A 24,150-nucleotide genomic window follows, 5' to 3' on the forward strand; every position below is an offset into this window, starting at 1 on the left:
GGACTTATAGCATTTGGAGAATGCGGTGTCCAAGTCCCCTTCAGGGGATTTAGGGCTTTTGATCGCTTACCAATCGCCTACGCTTCCGTCTTTGTAGAAAGTTCGTTGCAGGACTTCCTGCTCGAAAGGATGCTTTTTTACTTCGTCTTCGTTGATTTCGATGCCCAGTCCGGGCCGTTGGTTCGGATACACAACCCGACCTTTGGGCTCGACCGTAAACCCTTCGCTCACCACGTCTACCCGCCAGGGAACGTCGTTGTGGACGCTTTCGCAGATGATGTAGGAAGGGGCGGAAAAGCCAAATTCGATCGACGCGGCCGTGCTGACCGGTCCCTGCGGATTGTGCGGAGCCACCGAAACCCGGTAGGCGTCGGCCAGAGCCGCAATCCGGCGAACTTCGGTCAGGCCACCGCAGTGCGTAATGTCGGGCTGAATGACGCTGACGGCTCGTTTTTCCAGCATTTCGCGGAACGCATGAACGCCTACCAGCCGTTCTCCGCTGGCAATCGGCGTTTTCACGGCCCGCTGAATCAGGGCAATGTCGTCCATCGTTTCGGGCCAGCACGGTTCTTCGAAAAAGTATAAACCGTACGGTTCCAGGGCTTTGGCAAACTGCATGCCCATGCGCGGGGAAGGCCGGGCGTGGCAATCGACCATGATGTCAATGCTGTCGCCGACGGCTTCGCGCATGGCTTTCACACAGGCTTCAGCGTAATGAATCGGTTGCAGCCCTTCCAGCGGCATCGTTTCGGGAACAGCCATCGATTTGAAAGCCGTAAAACCGTCGGCGACGGCCTGCTGCGCCAGCTCGCCAAAGCGGTTCGCATCGTCGGGTTTGGTCTGGTAAAAATCTTCCATTTTACCGCCCCCCAAATGGCAATACAACCGAATGTAATCCCGAACGCGCCCACCCCAGAGTTCGTGGCAGGGAACGCCGTGGATTTTTCCAAGAATGTCCCAAAGCGCAATGTCGATACCGCTGATGGCGGTTCCGCGCACAATGCCGTTGCCGTGCCAGAAATGCTGGCGGTACATCATCTGCCAGAGGTGTTCGATGCGCCGGGGATCTTCGCCAATCAGCAGTTGCGAAATATCTTCAATGGCTCCAACCACCGCCCGCGTGTGCCACTCGAGCGTCGCTTCGCCCCAGCCCCACAAACCGGGTTGATCGGTTAGTACTTTCACAAAAATCCAATTCCGCATCCGGGCATGGCAAACCTGCGTTTCAATGGCCGTAATCTTCATTCGTATTTTACTGTTAATCAGGCGATTTGGGTAGACAGCGTTTTCTTGAACAGGTGACTGACAACATCCTCGGTTTTTTCGAGCGTTTCTTCAATATCCTGTACGCTGTGGGCGAACGAAATGCTGCCCTGTTTGATCGGAAGTGGAAAGTTAAAAATTCCTTTCTCGATCAGTTTCACGCGGTACGTTTTATCCAGCGCAAAATCGTGGTGTTCGGCAATATCGTGAAAATCGACGGGCGCGTGGTCCATAAAATAGAGGCAATACGCCGAACCCTGCCGGGCCAGGTAGTAAGGTCGACCGGTTGCCGAGAAGATCGTGTTCAAACCGTTCTCCAGCAGCTGGCCGAGCGCGTTGACGTGTTCGTAGACCTTGTGAACTGGCGACTTCAGTTTTTTCAGGGTCGCAAGGGCGGCCACGGTGGTCAGCGGAAAGGCGTTGTAGGTTCCCGCAATCAACACGCGTTTGGCCCGGTCGGGGTGGACGAAATAGTCCATGTATTCCTTTTTGCCGCCAATCACGCCCAGCGGATAGCCATTGGCAACGGCTTTTCCGAAGGTACTTAAGTCAGGTTGTATGCCGCAAATGCTTTGGTAACCGCCAATGGCGTGGCGAAAACCGGTTTTAACTTCGTCGAAAATGAGCAGAAACCCTTCTTCGTCGGCCAGTTGCCGCAAACCTTCGAGGTAACCGGGTTGCGGTTTGACGATGCCGATGTTCTGCAGAATAGGTTCGATGATCAGGCAGGCGACCGGAAACCGCTTCAGAATGTAGCGGACGGAGTCGAGGTCGTTGTAATTGATGATGTGAACCAGCGATTTATGCACCTCCGGAATCCCGGCCGACATCGCATCGAACGGGTATTCGCCGGGGCTGACGCGCGGCCCCACATCGCTCAGGCTGCTGATGACGTTGCAGGACACGTCGTTGTGCCAGCCGTTGTAACCGCCCTGAATCACAATGACGTGATCGCGGCCCGTCACGGCGCGGGCAATCCGCATGGCGTGGAAGGTGGCTTCCGAACCGGTGGAGGTGATCTGCAGGCTTTCGACGGTCGGGACGCTCTGGCAGAATAATTCCGCAAATTGTCCTTCCAGATTCGTCGGGCCAGCCCCCATCAAAACCGTATCGGTGCTCAGCGCCTGCCGAACGGCTTCGTTGATATCCGGATCGTTGTGCCCCAGGAATGTAGCCGCAAAACCCGCCTGATAATCAATGTATTCATTTCCTTCAATATCCCACACCCGGCTCCCGTTCCCTCGCGTAAAACAGATATTGGGGTCCGATTTCCGGTTCAGCGATACAACTCCGCCCGGTATCCATTGCTCGTTGGTTTTGAGAACTTCCTCTGATTTCGGCCACTTATTCATTGTTAATTCAGGTTTATTCAGTTGATATTTGTTTTTGGTTTACGGTTTTTGGTGGATTGTACCCACGGACTTTAGTCCGTGAAATCCCCACAATTCCATTGAGTGAATAAAAACATGGACTAAAGTCCGTAGGTACGATCCACCGAAAACTTTCCCTGGCGACAAACCTGCAAGGTCTTTAAGACCTTACAGGTTTATTTACCTCTAATCAAAACTGGGGATTTTCAAATATTCGCCGTCTTTCAGGGCGGATTGGTGAGCTACGATGCCCGGCGCGGTGTAGGCCAGGGCCTCGTGAATATTCACCAATGGCGGCCGGTTATTGACGATCGCGTCGATAAACTCGTGGGTGATGAACGTGTGCGAGCCGCCGTGGCCGCTGGTGTGACGCAGGGGAGCCGGTAATAGCTCGGTTTCCCACCACATGGGTTGTTTGTAGGTTTCCACAACGTTTTTAGCCACCTGAAAACCGCCGTGATCCAGCCCTTCTTTCGCTTCAGACCGGACAATCGTCGATTCGCCCGGTTCGGTCTGCGGCATGAAAAAGCTCATTTTCTCGCCCCGCCATTCGCCCCGCTCCACGTTCCGCAACGCCCCGCGCCAGTTAACCTCCACCCGAAACGGCGTATTCTTGTTGGTCTGAAAAAAAGCGGTTTCGTTCCAGAACGGATTTTTATAGGGATTACCTTTCAAAACCGGGCTGTTGTCGCCCCAGCCAAGCCCGCTGACGCTCGTCAGCCGTTCGCCGGTGACGGAAATCAGGAACGATGTGCAGTGCGTCGGGTACAGCATGGGCGGCAGCCCATGTCGCCAGGTCGGTTTGCCATCTTCAAAATAAAGCACCTCCAGACCGGGGTGGTTGTATTCGGCAGCTGCACTGAACAGCTTTCCAAACTCGCCCGCTTTATACATTTTCCGAACCGACAGCGTCGTCTGCATGAAGGCGCTGGTTTCGGCCATCATGTAGGTCAGCCCGCTTTTCTTGACGGCATCTTTCAGTTTGGCGCAATCTTCCAGATTCAGAGCCGCCGGAACCGCACACAAAACGTGTTTCCCGGCTTTTAAACTCGCCAGCACGTGATTGGCGTGGTCGGGTGCGGGCGTCGCCAGAAAAACCGCTTCCACTTTCGGGTCCTGCAGCAGCTTGTCCAGCGACTCGTAGCTTTTGGAACATTTGTAGGTTTTCATCAGCGCATCCCGGCGCTCGGGACGCAGATCGCTGACGGCTTCGACGATGCAATTGGGGTGTTCGTGGAAATAAAAACCGAGGCCAAACCGGCCGCCAATAATGCCGATCCGCACTTTCCGATCCGCCGAAAGATTCCCCGCAAACGCAAACCGGGAAGAAACCGACAGCGCGGCCGCCGACGTCCCGGCGATACTAAGAAACTGGCGACGATTCAGGGAGAACTTCGATGCTTTGTTATTCATACCGTGGAGAGAATTTTGCCCCTAAATCCCCTAAAGGGGACTTGGACGCTACTGTATCCGATCAGAAAGTCCGGCAGCGGCCGACCGTCCTTCAGGGGATTTAGGGGCTAATCAAGTTTAGGAATAAAATCAGCCTTTACACATTCCAGAGCTTGTATTGCGGAATTTTCAGCGTTTCGCCGTTTTTCACCGCCGACTGGTGGGCGACGATGCCCGAAACCGTCAGGTTCAGCGCCATCGCAATGTTGACCAACGGGTGACGATCCTGGAGAATCGCCGTAATGAATTCGTCGGTCAGCCGACCGTGGGAACCGCCGTGGCCGCCGGATTCGACGCCGGGGGGCAGCGCCGGGCGAACCAGGTCCGGCAAGTTTTTCTCCAACCCTTCGTATTTTCCGTAGAACGAGCCTTTTTGACCGCGAATCCGACCCCGTTCGCCGTGGTCGCCGGGCGTGTCCCAACTCACGGCCATCCGCGACGTACCGCCTTCGCTGGTGCGGAACATGGCGATTTCGGAGCCAAAAATGTTGTTGTAGCGGTTATTACCGGGTTGCATTTGCTTGATGATACTCGGCATGCCCTGGCAGGAAACTTCCGTAAAACTGCCGCCGGTCACGCCCACGTAATAGGCGTTGGAGTGCGTCGGATAATATTGCGGAGGCAAACCCACGCGCCATTCCTTGTACGACGGTAGCGGATCGTCCATGTAGTGGTAGTATTCGCCTTCCGAATAAATCAGTTTGCCCAAACCGCCCGCGTTGTAAATCTGGCGCATGGCGTGCAGATCCTCGTGGAAGCAGGATGTTTCGAACATCATGTACTTTTTGCCGCTGGATTTCACTGCTTCATAAAGCGCGTCGGCATCTTCCAATGACCCGAAAACCGCCGGAACCGCCGTGGCAACGTGCTTGCCGTGCTTCAAGGCCATAATGGCGTGTTTGGCATGACTCGGGGCGTCGGTTGCGATAAAAACCGCTTCAATGTTGTCGTCTTTAACGAGTTCTTCGATCGACGGATACGTTTTGGAGCATTTACACTCCTTCGCCAGTTCGGCGCAACGATCGGGAAACAGATCGCTGACGGCCACTACTTCGACGTTCGGGTGGTTCTGGAAACCGAAGGCCGATCCGAACTTGCAAAGACCATAGCCGATGATACCGACGCGAATTTTCCGGCTCGAAACCGCCACCCACTTTTTGGCGTTGGCGGTTTCCTCAGTTTTCTCAAATCCCTGAATAGCCGGTTTTGCAGTTGCCGCCTGAGTGGTTTTCTTTCCGGTCGAACAGCCCGGTAGAACGCTCAGAGCCGTTACGCCCAGTCCCAGCGAATGCAGAAACGAACGCCGGTTGAACGGACTGGTTTCTTTCGGTGCCTCGTCCGATCCGCCGGACGAAGCCTGAGGGTTAATGTGATCGTTGATCATGGCGGAAATAGTCAGAATGAGTTTATGGTTTTGTTTACCGGCCGCCCCTAAATCCCTTAAAGGGGACCTGGACACAGAATGTCCAGATTTGAAGTCCCCTTTAGGCCGGGCCGACGTTTCGGGATTTAGGGGCAGCTGGCTATCAATACCCTGGGTTTTGTTTTAAAGTCGGTTTTCCATCTTTTGTACTCAAATCGATCTGAGCCTGCGGAATCGGATAGATTTCGTTTTTGCCTTTCGTAAAGAATGCGCCCTTCATGTAATCCTGATTGAAATACTTCGGAACCGCGGCTTCGTACTTCAAATACTTGTTCAGATACGTCGCCATGTAACCGCTTCCGTTGTCGTAGCGTTGCAGATCAAAAAACCGGTGGTGTTCGAGAGCCAGCTCGAGTTTGCGTTCAAACCGGACGGCTTCGCGGGCAAACTCCTTGCCTTTTTGCACAAACTGACCGGTATACAAACCAACCTTGTAATTGGCCGCCGGTTCGTTCGTAAACCCTTTCAGCGGTGCCGCATTGTCGATGTATTTCTTGACAAAACCGGCCGGATTGGCCGCCCGCGCCCGAATCATGTTCACGTAGGTTTCGGCCTGCGCCAGACTCCCGATTTCCACTTCAACCTCAGCCGCCCAGAGCAGCACGTCCGCAAAACGAATCAGGCTGTACGGGTTGTTCGTATTTGCATTTTCACGATCGGTCGCAATGCGGGCCTGCCAGGCAATGTTTTTGATGACGCTGTACGGTCCACCGGTGTTTTGCTGCCGAATCCAGGCCATTCCGGGGTGAATGCCCCAGTCCAGATACGGAATACCCCGGCGACCCACGACCCAATCCAACCGTGCATCCAGCGTACCGGCGTAGGGCGTAAACGGCGCCGACGATTGCAAGCCCTGGTCATTGGTTACCAGGTTGTTATTGTACGTATCGATCATCGGTAATCCGTTGGCGTCAGTCTGGTACGAGTTGACCAGGTCGAACGACGGCTGCAACCAGCCGTAGCAGCAGGACGGCGGACCACCAAACGGGCCGTTATACATGTCGGCCGCATTTCCGTTGGCGCCATTGGCTCCGTCATATACCGACATCTGAACGGTAAAAACCGCTTCGGGGCCGTGTTTTTTATCGGTGCGGAAGTTGTCGTTATACAACTCAGCCAGCGCGTATTTCTTGCCGTTGGAAGTTACTCCACTCGCGATGATTTCGGCCAGCAGCGGTTTGGCCTCGGTGAATTTTTGCTGGAATAGGTAGACCTTCGCCAGAAAGGCCTTGGCCGCCCATTTGTTCGCCCGGCCCACGTCGGATTTAGTAGGCGTCAGATTATCAGCGGCATACTTGAAATCCGCTTCAATTTTCGGCCAGATCGATTCCGTATTGGAAACGTTGTAATTACCAGCATCATACGTGACCGATTCATCCAGGAAAGGCACATTCCGCCATAATTTGGCCGCTTCGAAATGGTAAACGGCGCGCAGAAAAATGGCTTCGGCTTTCGTCTGAGCCGCTTCGTCGGCGGTTACTTCGGTAACCTTAGGTAATAAACGTAAGACGTCGTTGGTCCGCTGCACGGCGGCATACAGAAATTGCCAGCGTTCGTTGGTCGACGAACTGGTCGGATCGTGGGTATAGGCCTCGTACGACGCCAGCAAGCCGTTTGGTTCGGTTCCGACGTGCGCATCGCTGGACGCCATACTCGACAAAACCGTCGGGCTGCTCCAGAAACTTCCGCCGACAGCACCAACGCCGTCCAGCAGTGAATAAGCGCCAATCAATACACCTTTCAGGCCGGATCTCGTGGCTAAGGTGCTTTCGCTGATCGAGCCGATGGGTTGTTTCTCCAGAAACTCTTCTTTGCAGGCTGATAAGGATAAAAGGGTGACGAAACAGCCTGTTAAAATCGGTTTTAACTGAATTCTTTTCATGATTTTATTTTTCAACAGGGTTTGTTTTAAAAGGAGAGATTGACGCCGAGAAGAAAATTCCGCTGGTTGTTCGGATAATTCCCGAAATCAACCCCAAAAGCCGAGCTGCTACCTCCTAATTCCGGATCCAAACCGGTATATTTTGTGATGGTAAATAAGTTGGCGGCCTGTGCGTAAACCCGCAGTTTTCCGATACCTATTCTCTGTAAAATGCTCGAAGGAAACGTATATCCGAGAATTAACGACCGCATTCTCAGGTAAGAACCGTCTTCGATAAAGTATGAATTCAGCGCACCCGATGTGCTTAACGAAGCACCGGTTTCAATAATAGGAACAGTCGTATTCTTGTTTTCCGGCGTCCAGGCATTCAGCAACACATTGCTTTTATTACCAACATATCCGGCGTAAAAGTGCGTATACGAGCGGATTGTATTGACGATTTCGTTGCCTTGCGATCCGTAAAGAATAGTCGATAAATCAAAGCCTTTGTAATTAAATCCGAGATTGATTCCGTACGTAAAATCCGGATTCGGGCTACCCAAAAACGTGCGGTCATCGGGTGTAATGACGCCATCGCCGTTCACATCCCGGTATTTAAAACGACCCGGTGCCGCACCACTCTGCGCCGGTGATTCGGCTACTTCGGCTGCGGAATTGAAAAGCCCGAGAATGTCATATCCGAAGAACGAACTGACGGCCTGACCTTCCTGATTCCGGACCAGGTTCCCCATTCCCTGCAAACTCGAGGTTTCAAAATAACCGGGGTTCGGGATATCGACAACGAGGTTCTTATAGGTTGTGATGTTGGCTCCGATCGAGAACTGCAATCCGTCGGTGATTGTGCCGCGATAAGTCACCGAAGCATCAACCCCTTTATTTTGGATATCTCCGATATTGACGACCGGAGCGGTAGCCCCGCCAACGGTGGCCGGCAGCGGCTGGGTGAACAACAAACCGTTGATCGATTTCTTGTAATATTCAACCGAAATGTCCAGTTTGTTGTTGAGGACGGTCGCGTCAAGTCCAAAATTGGAAACGACATTTTCTTCCCAACCCGCCTTCGGGTTGCCGATCCGTGTTTGGATAAATCCCTGTTGAACGGTATTGCTGGTTCCGGCAATGTCGTAGTAAGCCGTGCCATAACCACCACCGTACAAGCTGAAAGCATTTTCGGGCGCCACGTTATTCTGGGAACCTAAAACACCGTAACTACCTCTGATTTTCAAATCATTAACCCAACTGACATCTTTCATGAAGGCTTCGTTGGAAACCCGCCAGCCCACCGAAACCGACGGAAAGACACCGTACCGGCTTTCACTACCAAAGCGGGACGAACCGTCCCGGCGAATGGTGGCTCCGATTAAATATTTGTCGTCGTAGGCGTAATCAACGCGTCCAAAAAGCGAGAATAAGCTGTTGATGTAACCACTGCTGGAGTTCGTAACGCCCGTGGTCCCGTTGCCCAGAATCAGGTAATTATAATCGGTGGAGAAGAATTTCTGGGAACCTCCCGCCAGTCCGCGACCCGAGCTTTTAATGGCTTCTGAACCGACCAGTGCCTGGATGGAATGCTTCCCGATCAGGGTATTATATTTCAATGTATTGGTCCACGTCAAAGTGCTGTTAAAACTCGCACTTTCCGAATAACTGTTCGGGCTACTGTTCCCCTGTTTGTTTTCGTATTGCGTGTAGTTAAAATTCTGGGCGTAGTTATTATCGATCGTGGCACCGAAGCTGGTGCGGGCCGTGAAGTTTTTCAGGAAATCAACTTCGGCGTACGCATTGCCGACGATATTCCAGGAATAAGTTCGGTTATTAAGTGTCCGTTTTTGCATGGCAACCGGGTTCTGATTACTTCCCAAACCGGGTCCGGCAAACGTCCCTCCGTAATTGCCTTTAATATCGTAAACCGGAATGATCGGCATCATTTTATACACTGCCGAAAGCGTTCCAAATTCGGCCTGATTACCAAAACCGGGGGAATCTTTATAAAACACGTTTACATTCTCACCAATCCGGGCATTTTTACCAATTTTATACGCCGTATTGACGCGAGCCGAGTACCGTTTTAAGTACGTTTCCATCAACGTTCCCTGCTGGTTAATATACCCCAGAGAAAGCAGATAATTAGACTTATCGGTTCCACCACTCGCCGTCAGGTTATGACTGGTCATGGGAGCCGGATTAAAGAGTTCCTGGAACCAATTCGTACCGGTTTTATTGACTTGTTGAATCAAATAATTATTGGCCGTATTGATCGGATCGTAGCTGTATTTAGCCGGATCGACGGCAGGATCACCGGCTTTTGCGGCTCCGGCCACGCCCGGCCCTGCATACAAAAAGTCCGGCATTCCGTTAGCAAAAAGGACATTATTGGGTGTAGCGATTTTGACCACCTTCATAAAGTCTTCGGAATTCAGGAGGTCAAACGGGTTGCCGGGCAGCGGCATTTGCATTCCATAATAAGCGTCGTAGGTAATGGTCGGTTTGCCGGATTTTCCCTTTTTAGTGGTAACAATCAGTACCCCATTTGAACCGCGGACCCCGTAAATAGCGGCCGCTCCGGCGTCTTTCAACACCTGAATCGACTCAATATCGTCGGCGCTGATGTTATTCAGATCGGCCTGGATGCCATCTACCAAAACCAGCGGTTGCGTATTGCCAAAGGAAGTCACCCCGCGAACAAAAATATTGCTGCTGGCACCCGGAACCCCCGACGTGATGACATTGACCCCGGAAGCCTGCCCCTGAAGGGCCTGAACGGCCGAACCCGCCGGGAAAGATTTTACCCCTTTCATGTCGACAACCGCTACGGAACCGGTGATATCTTTCTTACGCTGGCTGGAATAACCCGTTACCACAACTTCATTAAGTGACTGTACATCAGCGGCTAAATTAATATTAATGGCCGTCTGGCTGTTTACTGCTATTTCCTGGGTGACGTAACCGATAAACGAAAAGATCAACACATCGCTCGGTTTGGCGCTAATCGAATACTGACCGCTGGCTCCCGTAGCGGTTCCTCTGCTTGTGCCTTTTATGACGACGTTAACGCCCGGTAGTGGTGTCTGACTAACGTTATCGAGCACCACGCCCTGTATTTCCCGCGCATCCTGAGCGGCCAGTGGCCCATACGTACAGAGAAAAAAAGCAAGCAACAGGACATAGCCCGGCCCTATCTGGTAAAATTTTCTTCGTTTCATATACCAATACGTTTTGTGGTTAATTAAGGGATATTGACTAACTGATTCGCAATTCGTATTCAGCGCACTATTTCTTTGATCCCCGGTTTTCCGGAATTGGCAATGGATACAGTCTTGGCAGAAAGAAAATTGTAAACAAATCCTGAATGCGAGGTCCAGGCTGGCTACGGAATTTATCGTTGAAATCGGCTTTTAGATTCCTGAAGCAGGGGCGCTATCTCAAAAAGGCAGAATCCAAAAGTATCTTTTATTCGCTGTACTGAACTTGGATTGGCTTACGCGATGAAGTATTAATAATCGATTTATGCTTACAAATATATTGTAAATTTGTTTACAAAAAAATTATCTATTATTTTTTTTCGATTTGAGAAAATAAAGGATTTCGCGAGCGGGGACATAGCATTGTCTACGAAACTGTTTTGCTTCGAAAGCAATATGGAGCAATGGAAGCTACAGGGCTGGACCGCCAGAGCGAGTCAAATTTAGAGTAAGAGAAAAAGGAAAGGCGGATCGGAATAGTCCGGACAACCGCGCGGAAGATGGGGAGCTGGATTTGGAGGAAAACCGGTATTAATCCAGGTCAAGGGAGGATACTTCGCCCCGAATTAAGTGTCTGGTAAGGGTTTCTTCGGCTAACTTGAGGTCTTTTTCTTTGAGGGCTTTCAGGATCTGCCGGTGTTCCATATCGGTCAATTCGTAATCGTCCATATGGGTCTGGGTTTGCCCGAGTTTCTGGTGAAAAAGAGGAATATTACCTGATTGATAGAGGTTTCTCAACTTTTCGTTGTCGGCACTGTCGATCAGCGTTTCGTGAAATTTTACGTCAGCTTCGCAGGCTCCACCAAAATAACCGCGTTGAATCATGGAGGTAAAGTCATCGCAAATCCGCTCCAGCTCGTCTATGTGCTGGTCGTCGATTTTCTGAATCGCCAGCCGGATCGCGCCCAGTTCCAGAATTTCCCGCAACTCGCGAATCTGCTGAATGTCGGCCGCCACCAGGGACTTAACGAAAAAACCGCCTTTCTCACCCAAAACCACCAACTGCTCACCCAGAAGCCGCGTCAGGGCTTCGCGGATGGCCATGCGGTTGACATCCAGCCGGGTCGCCCAAATGTCTTCTTTCAGCCGGGTGCCGGATACGACTTGGTTTGACAATATCTTTTTCCGTAGTTCAGTATATGCTTTATTGGCCAGCGAATCCTCTTTCATCCTTTTTTTGTAAACAATATACAAATACTAAAGTAAACGAAAAATAGTTTTCTTGTAAAAATACGCAATAAGTTTGAGTGGAGCAAAGAAGATGCCGAATGCGATTGGACAGTTATTTTGAGGTAACATATGGGCAGGATGTACGCTCAGATAGGCTGTTGTTAGTTGGAGAATAATTAAAACTCAATGCGCCTTTAGCCATTCGAAATAATCTTTTGCCACCGCTGTCCCATTATACACTTTGTTAATCACCTTACCTTCAGGGCTATAAATTAGTTTATGAAATGTGTGATCATGGTTGGGATAGACCTTCAGCGTAAGATTGGTCTTGCCGCGACGCGCAAATTCCATCGGTAAAATATCGTTGGACGTAGAACCGATATCGGCAGTACCATAAGCGATACAAATCGGAATAGTCAATGCCAGCAAAAAGTCTTTGTTGTGCCCGTGAGAGAACGAATACGTCGTCCGGTTTGGATCGCCGAGCGTTGCGGTTGCATTCAATGAATCCTGGCAAATAGCTGCCCACTGCTGTTGCCGAGCCTCAACGCTGCGCTGGGCTTCTTCCTGGGTAGATTCGCCCGTGTATCCTTTCATTCGTTCCTGACGTATGATGGATTGCTGGCGGCCCTCCAAACCACCTGAAAAAGCAATTAAATGAGTTACCTTTCTGTTCGTAAAAGCGGTTTTAATCGCTACATAATACCCTTCCGAACCACCTGTTAACACAACGCGTTTCGGATCAGCCCAGGGCTGGCTGAGGACAAACTGCAGAACGGCATTGGTCTGATCAACGTAATAATCAAGGTAGTTGTGCGCCAGGTAGGTAGCCGGGTACATCTCAGGTTTGGGGTTACTGCGGGTGTTGAACAACGTGTCCAGATAGGAATCCGCAACGACCAGCGGAACACCCGGTTTGGCAATTAGGATGCTGTAATACTCCGCTTCATGGTCGTAGCAGGTGATGGGTAATTCCGTTAGAGAAGGGCGGTTATTTTTAGGATTGATTGTAAAAAGCGGAATAGGTAAAGAGCCTTGCCGAAACAGAAAAATCGGTTTCTGCTGGTTCAGTTCACTCTCCTTAGCCACTACGGCGAACGTGATGGAATCACCCTTGAATGGAATGGTGAAGACGGTATAACCGCCAATATACTGCTGGCGGTGCTGACAAAAAGCCGGACGGAGGAACGCAGTACTGAATAAAAGAGCGAGAAGGTATTTCACTGCCAAAGTCGGTTGCGGTACGCTGGTAAAGATAGATGGAGCCGTCAGTTCCATCCAAGTTAAGATTTGTTAAACAATATACCCCGCCGGAGTATTCCGGCGGGGTCGGCAAACGCTAGTTGTTGATGAATGACTCGGAATCTTAAAAACCGGGGTTCTGCACCAGGTTGCGGTTGTTGTTAATCTCGCGCAGCGGAATCGGCAGCAGCAACTGATTGGCGGTGAAGGTCTTGCCGTAAACCGTCGTGTGGCCGACAAAATCATCCCATTTCTTGGTAATGTCGTTGCGCACTTTCCGCGTCCGAACCATATCGAACCACATTTTGTCTTCGTAAGCGAGTTCAAAATACCGCTCGGCCCAAACCGCCTGCTCGAACTCGTCGACGTTGGTGGTCGTCACCGGAGCCAGCTTCGCCCGCGCCCGGATGTCGTTGAGCGCTTTGGTAGCCTGTGCATTGGGCTTGCCTTCCGCCCGGTTCGACGCTTCGGCGTACATCAGCATCACGTCCGCCAGCCGGTAAATCGTGAAGTTGATATTGGCTTTGGCGTCGTTGTCAACGGCCTGAACATCAAAGTACTTATAGATGTAATAACCGCCCAGATCCAGCCGCTCCCGGCGCGGGTCGCCCAGCGGATAATCCGACGGATGGCCTTTGTAGAACGTATAGTAGAACTGCTTTTCCTGGGTGCGTTTGTCGCCTTTTTCGTAGCTCTCCACGAACTCCTTGCGCGGAATCAAACCGCCGTATTCGTCTGAATACGAGGCAATACCGCGTAGTGTTGGCAGAATAACCGGCGTCATCCCGTTGTTCCGGATGTCTTTTTCGTGCTGCACCTGTAGGATAAATTCCTTCGTGTTGCGGTTGGCCGGAACGATCATGTCCGTGTATTCCGTGAACAGCGTGTACGTGCCGTTGTCGAGGAGTTCCTTCGAACGTTTGGCCGATTCGGTATAAGCCTGCGCCCCGGCTTTAACCGGAAAACCGGCGTAGGTCAGGTATACGTCCGCCAGAATCGACTTGATTGCGCCCATCGAAATCCGGCCACCGGTGTCGCGCCAGGGCAAGGTCGACTTCTCCGCTTCCAGCAGGTCCGGAATGATGATTTCGTCGTAGATTTCCTTCACCGGCGACCGTTTGGTGGCCACCTGACCCAGTTCGGTAACGAGCGTAGTCAGTTTCGGAACATCACCAAACATGCGCACCAACTGAAAATAATAAAGCGCCCGCATGGTTCGCACTTCCGCAATCATGTTGGTTTTGGTAGCCGCGGGCAAGGTCGCAATTTCCCCGATTTTCTGAATCGCGAGGTTGGCGCGGGCAATGCCGGAGAACATGCCCGACCACCAGTTGTCGATGTAAAACGCGTTGGAAGTGTATTCCAGGTTGTAGAACTTGAAGGCTTCCGTCTGCGAATTACCGTCGGCTTTGCCGGTCATGTATTCCAGCAGCGACGCGTTGTTGCCGCCCCAGCCGCCCCCGCCGTTGTTCCAGGTGGTGATGTTCGAGTAAGCGCCGTCGGCAAACGCCCGGGCAATTTCCGGACTGGAAACCGAGGACGAGGTGGTTAGGGAGCCGGTCGGATGTTCCTTGAGAAAATCTTCGCAGGAAGTCAGCGTCAAACCGGCGGCTAGTATGGGTAAAATGAGGTGTTTTTTCATGATTGAAGATTATGGTTCTCGGTTTACGGTTTTCGGTTGACTGTAAACTGAAAACCGTGAACCGTAAACGTTAAAATGTCACATTCAGCCCCAGGTTAAACGTGCGCGGGCGGGGATACTGGAAAAACTCCATGTTGGCCACCAGCTGGCCGCCAAAACCGGTCAGTGCTTCGGGGTCGTAGCCCGAGTACTTGTCGATCAGGAAGAAGTTCTGCGCGCTGGCGTAAACCCGCAGCCGCTGGAAGTTCACCTTGCCAAACTTGGTCGGCAGCGAATAGCCCAAAACCGCATTCTGTCCGCGAATGAACGAGCCGTCTTCCATCCACCAGTCATCCATGTGCGTCGAATAACCGGCATTGTAATGTCGGATTTCAGCAATCTTACTGTTCTGATTTTCAGGCGTCCAGGCTCCTAAAACCGTCCGCGAGCTGCTGGCGATGGCCTGCCGGTCTTCCACGGAGTGTTTCGTGGCATTGACGGTATTGACGCCAATCACAAACCGGATGTCGAACGACAAGTCGAACTTGCCAAACTGGAAGGTGTTGCCCACGTTCATGGTCCATTTCGGGTACGAACGGCCGATGATGCCTTCGTCCTGCGCGTCGATTTTGCCGTCGTTGTTCAGATCGGCCCATTTCAGGTCACCCGGCCGTTTGTTGTATTTGGCCGCCAGATCCGCTTCGTTCGTCCCGAAAACCCCCAGCCGTTTGTAGCCCCAGATCGTACCGATTGGGTAGCCAATCCGCAGGATGTTCGTGTTACCCAGGAAGTTGGGGCCGGGGAAGATGTCGTCGCCGTTGACGCCCAGCTTCAGGATTTTATTCTTGTTGGTCGAAAACGCGATGTTCGTCGACCAGTTGAACTTGCTGGTGCTGATGTTGCGCGTGTTGATGCCCAGTTCAAACCCTTTGTTCTCGACCGAACCGATGTTCTGCGTCACCGTGCTCAAACCCGTCGACCACGGAATGGGCGCGTTCAGCAGCAGGTCCTTCGTGATCTTGTGGTAGTAGTCGAGCGTCAGATCGATCCGGTTATTGAGCAACCCGATGTCCGCACCAATGTCCAGTTGGTTCGTAAATTCCCAGCGCAAATCCGGGTTCCCGAACGAGCTCCGCCAGATACCGGTCGAGCGTACCCCGCCCAGCAGAATGGTTCCGGTTCCGAGAAACTGCTGTGAGGCATACTGACCGATTTCCTGGTTACCGGTTTTGCCGTAACTGGCCCGCAGTTTCAGGTTCGACAGCCAGGTCGCCGATTTCAGGAATTCTTCCTGCGAAACGTTCCAGGCAATGGCCGCCGACGGGAAGAACGCGTATTTGTTGTTCACCCCGAACTTGGACGAACCGTCGTACCGGCCCGTAACCGTAAACAGGTACTTGTCCTTAAAGTTGTAGTTCAACCGACCAAAATACGAGTTGAGCGACCATTCGCCATCGCCGGACGAGGGCGTTTGCAAACTCGTTCCGACGCCGAGGTTGTGATAGCCCCAGAAATCGTCGATAAAGTTCTGCGCCGAAGCCGTGTAGTTTTCGTAGTGCCGCTCCTGCCACGACAAACCGGCCAGGGCCGAAAACGTGTGATCGCCGTAGGTCTTATTCCAGTTCAGGTAGTTTTCAAACTGCCAGTAGGCTTCCTGGTTCGTGCTGATTTCGGCCACCCCTTTCTGGTCGGCCGAGAGCGCGTTCAGGTCGCGGCCGGAGTAGAAATTCCGTTTGTAAAACAGCAGGTCGTAGCCAAAATTGGTCCGCAGCGTCAGGTTGGGCGTGAAGTTGATCAACGAATACACCTGTCCCAGCACCTGCGTATTGTAGTTAAACCGCTGGCGTTGAAGTGTAATCCGAACCGGGTTTTCGCCCCCTTCCATGCCGGGCCAGTCTTTATTGCGGCCCCAGCTACCGTCGGGATAATTGATCGGCAAAATGGGGATGGCTTCCATCACCATCCGCGGCACGTTCAAACCGCCGGACGCGTCGTCGGCCTCTTTCTGACTGGATTTGTTCAGGAAAATACTGCCGCCAAACTTCAGCCATTTGTTCACCTGATTGTCGAGCGTAAACTTAGCCGAATAGCGTTTGTACCACGAATTGATCATCAAACCGCCCTGATCGGTGTAGCCCAGCGAAACGCTGTAAGAGGTTTTATCCGTACCGCCCCGAATGCCGAGTTCGTGGTTTTGCGAACCGGTGGGTTTGTACACTTCGCGTTCCCAGTCGGTGTTGTACTTCGGATTTCCGTTGGCATCAAACAGGTTCGGGAAGTTTTTCGGATCATTCCGTACGAATTTTCCGCTGGCAAAACCGGCCGGATCGTATTTGGCCGCGTTATCGAACGCTTTGTTGTAAACCGACATAAATTCCGTTGCGCTCAACGTTCCGAGGTAGCGGGCGGGCGTGATGAGCGAACCCCAGACATCGTAGGATACCTGCGTAGCGCCCGATTTACCGCGCTTAGTCGAAATAATGATCACACCGTTGGCACCGCGCGCGCCGTAAATCGCCGTGGCCGAAGCATCTTTCAATACTTCCAGCGATTCAATATCGTTGGGATTCAACAGGTTGGCATTCGTCACCCCGATAATTCCGTCGACCACATACAGCGGTTCCAGGCTGGAGTTGATGGAGCCAACGCCCCGAATCCGAACGCGGGGCTGGTAACCCGGCGCGGAGGAATTGACCATGACATCGACGCCCGGAATCCGGCCCTGCAACGACTGCGCTACGTTATTCGCCTGACGATCCAGCAGTTTTTCGCCCTTGATGGCCGCGACCGAACCGGTGAGGTCACTTTTCCGAACCGTTCCGTACCCAATCACCACCACCTCGTCGAGGTTGCGGTTATCAACGGCCATGCTGACGGTCAGGTTGGTTTGGTTGCCGACGGCCACTTCCTGTTTCAGATATCCAATCGAGCTGAACACCAGCGTGGCGTTCCCGTCGGCCACATCCAGTTGAAAGGCGCCGTTCGCGTCGGTGTTGGTTCCCCGGCTGGTGCCTTTCTCCACGACGTTAACGCCCGGCAGCGGGTTTCCGGCAGCTTCTTTCACCACTCCCCGAACCGTAAAAACCACGGCCTGGGCTTGTTTCACCTCAGCGGTTTTTTCGGCTGGTGCAGTTGGAACGGCTTCGGTTGCCGAGGTTTCTTTTTTAGACAATACAATTTGATTATCAACCAGTTCATACGAAATACCGAGCGGCATCAGCAGTTTATCCAGCACGTCGGCCAGCCGACCGCCCTGGGTGTGGAAACTGACCCGCTGTTCCTGAATAACCCGGCTGCTGTACACAAACTTAATGTGCGTTTTCCGTTCGATCTGCAGCAGGGCATCCCGCAACGTCACGTTTTCAACTTTCAAAACTATTTTCCGGCTGAGTTCATCCTGGCCCCGACTGGATAGGCCTAGTCGGTTTCCGGCAAACGACGCGGATGATAAAACAACCACCAGCAACAGGTGAACCAGCGTCAGTCGCAATGGTGTCGCAAGGCCGCCCGGTGGAGCGTAAAATTGATTCCTCATAGCAGTATAGTGAAACAGGTTTAAAAGTGGATAGATTAAAAAGCGCGTAATCAGGGGCAACCCAGGCCATCGAGTTCGATTTCCTGGCCATCGAGCGTATAAGACGAATCGGTTGTTTTACAGAGTAAATTCAGGATAACGGGCAGTCGCATGTTCGTGAAATCGGCCCGCAGCTTGCAATTTTGCAGCGCCGGATTGCGGAACTGAATCCGGACACCAAATGTCTCCTCCAGCGCATCGGCCACCTGCCGGAGCGACGCCCATTCGAAGGCAATCGTGGCCGGTTCCCAGGGTTTTGGTTTGGTAAAACGCGGCAGTTTCATTTTGGCGAGCGACTCGGCTTTCGGGTTAAAAACCGCCTGCTGGCGCGCCGTCAGCAAAACCGGTTGCCGGTTGGCGACACTCACAGCCACTTTTCCGGTCACGACCGACACCTCAAACCGGACGCTGTTGCGGTAGGCGCGGACGTTAAAAGTCGTTCCCAGCACTTCGGTTTTGAGCTTCCCGGCCTGAATCACGAACGGGCGGCTCGTATCCCGGCGAACTTCGAAAAAAGCTTCTCCTTCCAGTTGCACAATGCGCTGCGCGGGCGCAAAACGCTCCGGGAAGCGCAGTTTCGTTGCGGGGCTCAGCCAGACCACGCTGCCGTCCGTCAGTTCACGCCGAAGAATCGTTTTGGTTGTGTTCTCCAGCGTTCGTTCCGTGATTTTCGGGTTGCCCAACGCCGGTTTTCCCGCCGTTTCGACGCGCTGAAACTGCCAGATGCCCAGGGTCAGAAGCAGTAGGGCGGCCGCAACGCCACCGAGCGCCCAAAACCAGTTTCGACCCAACCCCAGCGGTCGCACCGGTCGGGATTCAGCATCCTCAATTCGCTGGCGGATTTGCTGTAGAATTTTCCGGGAATAGGCCGAATCCTGCGTTTGGGGATGTTCCTGCGCTAAATCCGGGCGGTTTTCAAACGAATCATACCAACGTTCGACCAGCCGGGCTTCGTCGGGTGAACAACGGCCGGAGAGGTACTTTTCCAGTAATTCAGGGGAAGGGTAGTTGTCGTCCATTCTCGTCAGACTTATAGATTAAGATGGTAAAATCCAATCTATCTCCCTTAAGACGAACAAGCCGAGCAAAAACCTTAGTCGGTTTTGGAGAATTTTTGAAAAAAAATTAGAATGAGTAGTCATCTGCCCCTAAATCCCCTAAAGGACGGTCGGGCGCGGACGGGCGTTGGCGAACAAAATCCGGTGTTTAAAAAGTCCGGCAGCGGCCGACCGTCCTTTAGGGGACTTAGGGGTAATTCATCGTTGATTTGTACCACACAAGACCGGCTTTATCTTTTTTGCAAACCCAATCGGCTGGTATCTTTGTCGACACCGTTCCTTCCGTCTGCATGTTAAAAATTGCGGTTATCAGTGACATTCATGCGAATCTACCGGCCTTGAAAGCCGTTTTAAACGATCTCCAAAACCGGCGGGCCGATCAGTTGTATTGCCTGGGTGATCTGGTTGATTTTGCGCCCTGGCCCAACGAAGTGATCGATCTGATCCGCCGAAACCGCATTCCGACGTTGATGGGCAACCACGACGAGCGCATCGCGTTCGATCTGCCGGTGGTTCCGCTGCCCAAACACGGGCCGCTCGAAACGCAGTGCCGGATAGCTGCCATCGACTACACCCGGAATGCCATTACCACAGAAAACAAGGCGTTTCTGGCAACGCTGCCGCGTCATATTCAGCTGACCTTCGGTTTTTCGGACCGCGACATTCGTTTGCTGCTGGTGCACGCCAGCCCGCGTTCCATCGACGAATACATTTATGCGGACCACGCGTGGGAAGACGTGGCCGCGATGATGGCCGAAAAAAACGCCGATGTGCTGGTGATGGGCCATACGCACCAGTCGTACATCCGCGAGATTCCGGGCGCAACGCTGAAAACCGCCATCAATTGCGGGTCAGTGGGCCGGTCCAAAGAGGCCGATCGACGGGCGACGTATCTGCTCATCACGGTTTCCGATCCGACAACCGCCTTCGGCCCCGATTCCCTGCAATTCGAGTTGATCAAAGTCGATTACGAAATCGAAGAAACGATTGAAGCCATTCGCCAAAGCCCGATTCCGGACTTCTACGCGGATTTTTTGTCAGCCGGAGAAATGGTGAAGTGAGGCCGGAATATCCCCCAAATGGAGTTCCGACGGATTAAAAAACGAGGTTGAACAACGCGACGGCCACCGCCGAGTAGTCTTTCAGCACGTGACGTAGCGTTTGATGCGCTTTCAGTAAATGACTTTCAACGGTTTTAGGGGCAATCTGAAGCTGATCGGCAATGTCGGTCACCGACCGACCCTGCTGATGAAGAGCGTACACCTGACGGCATTTTTCCGGCAATTGCCCGATGGTCGATTCGTAAGCCCGCTGTAAATCAGCGTATAAAATGTGCTGCTCGGTAGCGTTGACGGTCTGGCGATCCGGCTGGGCCAGCAGTTCGGCGGCAAAACCGTCCTGGCGGGCCTGTGCCCGAAACCAGTCGATGACCGAATTCCGAAGCAGCGTTTGCAGGTAACTTTCGGGATGCTTCAGCTCCGGAAGCCGGTGGCGTTTCAGCCAGAGATTCACGAATAATTCCTGCACGATTTCCTCCGTCATTTCCCGGTCCTGAAGCCGTTTAAAAGCCGTATTGGACAATTTCAGAAAATACCGGTTGTAGATTTCTTCAAAGGCCAATGGATCATCCTGCTGCATTCGCTGAAACAACCCGATGTCTTCTTCATGCTGGTAATGTCGTTTCATCATCACGTTTTTAATAGAGATTGGCATGGCGTAAAACTGGTCCCAAAGTATCAATTTTTTCAGTAATCCCGCTACCACTAAAATAAGAAAATGGCGGTAATCAGACCGAAATAAAAAACCGTCTCCCCCATTTCAGGTGATTAAACGGTAGTTGATAATTCGGGGCTTTATCGTTAATTTACCCATTCCGATTTTCCGAAAATCCCAATCCTAAACCGCCCGTTCCATATGCCCGATTATACCGGAGAAATTCAAAGTCCAATTCCTTCTTCTACCCTCTACAGCGAAGATCTGGCACCGATTCCGGTTGCCCGACGCACCTGGACCACCTGGAATTACGCGGCCCTGTGGATCAGCATGAGTTTGTGCATTCCAACCTATATGCTGGCCAGTTCGCTCATTGAAGGCGGCATGAACTGGTGGCAGGCCATCCTGACCATCTTCATCGGCAACACGGTGGTGCTGATTCCGATGGTATTAAACGGACACGCGGGGGCGAAATACGGCATTCCGTTTCCGGTGCTGGCGCGTGCCAGTTTCGGCACCCGTGGAGCCAATATTCCGGCCATCCTGCGGGCAATCGTGGCCTGCGGCTGGTTCGGCATCCAGACCTGGATTGGCGGTTTTGCACTGTACCAGATGTTCCGGCTCTGGTTTCCGGTCCTGGAAGGCCTGCCTACGGTTTTTCCGGCTTCGTTCAGGTTACAAACCGGACCGGCTATCTGCTTCTTTTTCTTCTGGTTACTGAATATGTACGTTATTTACCTGGGTGTCGAAAGCATCAAAAAGCTACTCGTTTTCAAAGCGTTCTTTTTACCGGTAGCCGCGCTGGCCTTGTTATTCTGGGCGCTTTCGGCGGGAAACGGTTTAGGGCCTATTCTCAAACAACCGTCTAAATTTGCCACAACAGCCGATTTTTTCGCGTTTTTCTTCCCGGCTTTAACCGGAATGGTCGGTTTCTGGGCCACGTTATCGCTGAATATTCCCGACTTTACGCGCTACGCCAAGAGCCAGCAAGCACAGGTTAGAGGCCAGATTATCGGACTGCCGCCGTCGATGACTTTATTCTCTTTTATCGGTGTGGTGGTCACTTCCGCAACGACGATTATTTACGGCACCACGATCTGGGACCCGCTGGTGCTGGCCGGAAAATTCGAGAACAAACTCATCGTCAGCATCGCCATGATTGCCGTGGCCATTTCGACGCTGGCGACCAACATTGCGGCTAATATGGTGAGCCCGGCCAACGATTTTGCCAACCTGGCCCCTTCCAGAATCGACTTCCGAAAAGGCGGTTACCTGACGGGAATCATCGGAATTCTGATTTTTCCCTGGAAACTCATTGCCGATCCGAGCGGCTATATTTTTACGTGGTTAGTGGGTTATTCGAGCCTGCTCGGGCCGGTTGGTGGCATTATGATTGCGGATTATTTCTTCGTTCGGAAACAGCAATTAATCACCAGCGAATTGTACAGTTCTAGCGGTATATACAGTTTTAAAACCGGTTTTAATCCGGCGGCTATTGTGGCATTACTGGTCGGCATTCTGCCCAACGTACCTGGTTTTCTGACGACCATTCAACTGATTCCGTCGGACAGCGTTCCGGCCTGGATTACCCACCTCTATAATTATGCGTGGTTCGTCGGGTTTCTGGTCAGCGGGCTGGTGTATCTGGTGCTGATGCGGTCGTACCAACCCATTCCTTCCAATGAACTGCCGCATGTCGCTTTTGATTAAAACCGGACGGATCAGCACGGCGACGGCATCGATTACCGACTCCGCATTCATCCTCATCCATCAATTGAATCCATCATGTCAATCGTCAATAACCGGTTAACGGCTGCGCAATACGAAGCGAATTTCAGCGACATTCATCCGCCGTTTGAAACGCGGGATGCGGCTTTGGTGGAAGCCAACCGCTGCCTGTTTTGTTACGATGCGCCGTGCATGAAAAGTTGTCCGACCAGTATTGATGTTCCGAAATTTATCCGGCAGATTACCACCGATAATCTGAAGGGTTCGGCGCATACGATTCTGAGCGCCAACATCATGGGCGGGGGTTGCTCTAAAGTTTGTCCGGTGGAGAAATTATGCGAGGGCTCCTGCGTCTATAATCTGATGGACGAACCGCCGATTCCGATTGCGAAACTACAGCGGTTTTCGACCGAAAAAGCGATTGCCGAAAAATGGCCGCTCTTCCAGCGAAAACCGTCAACCCATAAGAAAGTGGCGGTGGTTGGGGCCGGTCCGGCGGGGCTGAGCTGCGCCCACACGCTGAGTCGTGAAGGCATCGATGTGACGGTTTTCGAGAAAGAAAGCAAGGGCGGGGGTTTGATGACGTACGGCATTGCGGCTTACAAAGTGACGCCCCAGTTTTGCGAAGACGAGGTCAATTTCATCACGTCGCTGGGTGGCATTGCGATTCAGTACAATCAGGAATTGGGAAAAACCGTATTCTTGAGCGACTTACAGCAAAATTACGATGCGGTTTATCTGGGCGTTGGCGTCGGATTGGCGCGGCAACTGGATATTCCCGGCGAAGACCTTCGGGGCGTTGAAGATGCGATCCGGTTTATTTACGATATCCGGACCAACGGTTTTCCGTCCACACCCGTCGGTGATAAAGTCGCCGTGATTGGTCTGGGCATGACGGCCATCGACGCGGCCACGCAGGCTAAGCGGCTGGGAGCCAGCGAAGTAACCATCGTTTACCGCCGAACGCAGGATGAAATGCCCTGCACTGAAGTCGAGCTGGATCTGGCCAAACTCGACGGCTGCCGGATTGTCTGGCTGGCGGCCCCGCAGGAAATTGTCGGCGAAAACGGGCAGGTTACGCAGCTGATTTGCAGTCGGATGCGCCTGGGTGAACCCGACGCCAGTGGCCGCCGGTCGCCAGTCGAAACCGGAGAAACCTTCACGCTGGACGTCGATATGGTGATCAAAGCTGCCGGGCAAATGCCGTTTGAAGAGCTGGTCAACGCCAATCAGCTGGAAAACCGGAAGGGAAAAATCGCGATCGACGGGGCGTGTGCAACGAACCTATCCGGTGTTTTTGCCGGTGGCGACTGCGTCAACGGCGGCAAGGAAGTCGTCGATGCGGTCCAGGCCGGGAAAGACGGCGCGAAAGCGATTCTGGATTTTTTAAATGGTTGGGATGGCTGAATGGT

The 24,150-nt window shown here is 52.5% G+C and carries 15 protein-coding genes; 3 read left to right on the top strand and 12 right to left on the bottom strand.

Annotated elements, in window-relative coordinates:
* Window positions 1-66: 66 nt before the first annotated feature.
* The 11 genes from dgoD to GJJ30_RS18215 form a co-directional block, all read right to left on the bottom strand.
* The gene (dgoD, locus tag GJJ30_RS18165) at window positions 67-1,245 is read right to left on the bottom strand and encodes a galactonate dehydratase (protein WP_154176603.1); all 1,179 of its coding nucleotides are present in this window, start codon (window positions 1,243-1,245) and stop codon (window positions 67-69) included.
* Between the two features lie 17 nt (window positions 1,246-1,262).
* Window positions 1,263-2,615: an aspartate aminotransferase family protein gene (locus tag GJJ30_RS18170; protein WP_154176604.1), complete on the bottom strand. Its 1,353-nt coding sequence runs from the start codon at window positions 2,613-2,615 to the stop codon at window positions 1,263-1,265.
* 204 nt (window positions 2,616-2,819) lie between these two features.
* Window positions 2,820-4,046 (bottom strand): Gfo/Idh/MocA family protein, encoded by a 1,227-nt coding sequence (locus tag GJJ30_RS18175; protein WP_154176605.1) that lies wholly within the window; start codon window positions 4,044-4,046, stop codon window positions 2,820-2,822.
* 136 nt (window positions 4,047-4,182) lie between these two features.
* Window positions 4,183-5,469, bottom strand: a complete 1,287-nt coding sequence (locus tag GJJ30_RS18180) for a Gfo/Idh/MocA family protein (RefSeq protein WP_154176606.1) — start codon at window positions 5,467-5,469, stop codon at window positions 4,183-4,185.
* 142 nt (window positions 5,470-5,611) lie between these two features.
* Window positions 5,612-7,390, bottom strand: a complete 1,779-nt coding sequence (locus GJJ30_RS18185; protein WP_154176607.1) for a RagB/SusD family nutrient uptake outer membrane protein — start codon at window positions 7,388-7,390, stop codon at window positions 5,612-5,614.
* Between the two features lie 26 nt (window positions 7,391-7,416).
* Complete coding sequence (locus tag GJJ30_RS18190) at window positions 7,417-10,593, bottom strand: SusC/RagA family TonB-linked outer membrane protein (RefSeq protein ID WP_154176608.1); 3,177 nt, start codon at window positions 10,591-10,593, stop codon at window positions 7,417-7,419.
* Window positions 10,594-11,163: 570 nt separating this feature from the next.
* On the bottom strand, window positions 11,164-11,802 hold the full coding sequence (locus GJJ30_RS18195; protein WP_154176609.1) for a GntR family transcriptional regulator: 639 nt from the start codon (window positions 11,800-11,802) through the stop codon (window positions 11,164-11,166).
* Window positions 11,803-11,985: 183 nt separating this feature from the next.
* On the bottom strand, window positions 11,986-13,026 hold the full coding sequence (locus GJJ30_RS18200) for an alpha/beta hydrolase family protein (protein WP_154176610.1): 1,041 nt from the start codon (window positions 13,024-13,026) through the stop codon (window positions 11,986-11,988).
* 142 nt (window positions 13,027-13,168) lie between these two features.
* Window positions 13,169-14,686 (bottom strand): RagB/SusD family nutrient uptake outer membrane protein, encoded by a 1,518-nt coding sequence (locus GJJ30_RS18205; RefSeq protein WP_154176611.1) that lies wholly within the window; start codon window positions 14,684-14,686, stop codon window positions 13,169-13,171.
* Window positions 14,687-14,756: 70 nt separating this feature from the next.
* Window positions 14,757-18,200: a SusC/RagA family TonB-linked outer membrane protein gene (locus tag GJJ30_RS18210; RefSeq protein WP_229313222.1), complete on the bottom strand. Its 3,444-nt coding sequence runs from the start codon at window positions 18,198-18,200 to the stop codon at window positions 14,757-14,759.
* Between the two features lie 50 nt (window positions 18,201-18,250).
* Window positions 18,251-19,258 (bottom strand): FecR family protein, encoded by a 1,008-nt coding sequence (locus tag GJJ30_RS18215; protein ID WP_154176612.1) that lies wholly within the window; start codon window positions 19,256-19,258, stop codon window positions 18,251-18,253.
* Between the two features lie 329 nt (window positions 19,259-19,587).
* Here GJJ30_RS18215 and GJJ30_RS18220 point away from each other — a divergent pair, with 329 nt between their 5' ends.
* Window positions 19,588-20,358, top strand: coding sequence for a metallophosphoesterase family protein (locus tag GJJ30_RS18220; RefSeq protein WP_154176613.1), 771 nt, complete (start codon window positions 19,588-19,590; stop codon window positions 20,356-20,358).
* A 34-nt stretch (window positions 20,359-20,392) separates the two neighbouring features.
* On the opposite strand, the gene GJJ30_RS18225 is transcribed toward GJJ30_RS18220, so the two are convergent.
* Window positions 20,393-20,986, bottom strand: coding sequence for an RNA polymerase sigma factor (locus tag GJJ30_RS18225; RefSeq protein WP_170299225.1), 594 nt, complete (start codon window positions 20,984-20,986; stop codon window positions 20,393-20,395).
* 225 nt (window positions 20,987-21,211) lie between these two features.
* On the opposite strand from GJJ30_RS18225, the gene GJJ30_RS18230 reads away from it, so the two are divergent.
* Both GJJ30_RS18230 and GJJ30_RS18235 read left to right on the top strand, forming a co-directional pair.
* Entirely contained in the window at window positions 21,212-22,720 is a 1,509-nt protein-coding gene (locus GJJ30_RS18230; protein ID WP_154176615.1) for an NCS1 family nucleobase:cation symporter-1, read from the top strand.
* A 75-nt stretch (window positions 22,721-22,795) separates the two neighbouring features.
* Window positions 22,796-24,145 (top strand): NAD(P)-dependent oxidoreductase, encoded by a 1,350-nt coding sequence (locus GJJ30_RS18235; protein ID WP_154176616.1) that lies wholly within the window; start codon window positions 22,796-22,798, stop codon window positions 24,143-24,145.
* Window positions 24,146-24,150 lie beyond the last annotated feature (5 nt).

This window comes from Larkinella terrae (assembly GCF_009668025.1).
Classification (GTDB): Bacteria; Bacteroidota; Bacteroidia; order Cytophagales; family Spirosomataceae; genus Larkinella; species Larkinella terrae.

What these genes read in the sequence shown, in the direction of transcription:
- dgoD (WP_154176603.1), bottom strand. Translation starts at nt 1,245, where the DNA reads ATGAAGATTACGGCCATTGAAACGCAGGTTTGCCATGCCCGGATGCGG.
- GJJ30_RS18170 (WP_154176604.1), bottom strand. Translation starts at nt 2,615, where the DNA reads ATGAATAAGTGGCCGAAATCAGAGGAAGTTCTCAAAACCAACGAGCAA.
- GJJ30_RS18175 (WP_154176605.1), bottom strand. Translation starts at nt 4,046, where the DNA reads ATGAATAACAAAGCATCGAAGTTCTCCCTGAATCGTCGCCAGTTTCTT.
- GJJ30_RS18180 (WP_154176606.1), bottom strand. Translation starts at nt 5,469, where the DNA reads ATGATCAACGATCACATTAACCCTCAGGCTTCGTCCGGCGGATCGGAC.
- GJJ30_RS18185 (WP_154176607.1), bottom strand. Translation starts at nt 7,390, where the DNA reads ATGAAAAGAATTCAGTTAAAACCGATTTTAACAGGCTGTTTCGTCACC.
- GJJ30_RS18190 (WP_154176608.1), bottom strand. Translation starts at nt 10,593, where the DNA reads ATGAAACGAAGAAAATTTTACCAGATAGGGCCGGGCTATGTCCTGTTG.
- GJJ30_RS18195 (WP_154176609.1), bottom strand. Translation starts at nt 11,802, where the DNA reads ATGAAAGAGGATTCGCTGGCCAATAAAGCATATACTGAACTACGGAAA.
- GJJ30_RS18205 (WP_154176611.1), bottom strand. Translation starts at nt 14,686, where the DNA reads ATGAAAAAACACCTCATTTTACCCATACTAGCCGCCGGTTTGACGCTG.
- GJJ30_RS18210 (WP_229313222.1), bottom strand. Translation starts at nt 18,200, where the DNA reads ATGAGGAATCAATTTTACGCTCCACCGGGCGGCCTTGCGACACCATTG.
- GJJ30_RS18215 (WP_154176612.1), bottom strand. Translation starts at nt 19,258, where the DNA reads ATGGACGACAACTACCCTTCCCCTGAATTACTGGAAAAGTACCTCTCC.
- GJJ30_RS18220 (WP_154176613.1), top strand. Translation starts at nt 19,588, where the DNA reads ATGTTAAAAATTGCGGTTATCAGTGACATTCATGCGAATCTACCGGCC.
- GJJ30_RS18225 (WP_170299225.1), bottom strand. Translation starts at nt 20,986, where the DNA reads ATGATGAAACGACATTACCAGCATGAAGAAGACATCGGGTTGTTTCAG.
- GJJ30_RS18230 (WP_154176615.1), top strand. Translation starts at nt 21,212, where the DNA reads ATGCCCGATTATACCGGAGAAATTCAAAGTCCAATTCCTTCTTCTACC.
- GJJ30_RS18235 (WP_154176616.1), top strand. Translation starts at nt 22,796, where the DNA reads ATGTCAATCGTCAATAACCGGTTAACGGCTGCGCAATACGAAGCGAAT.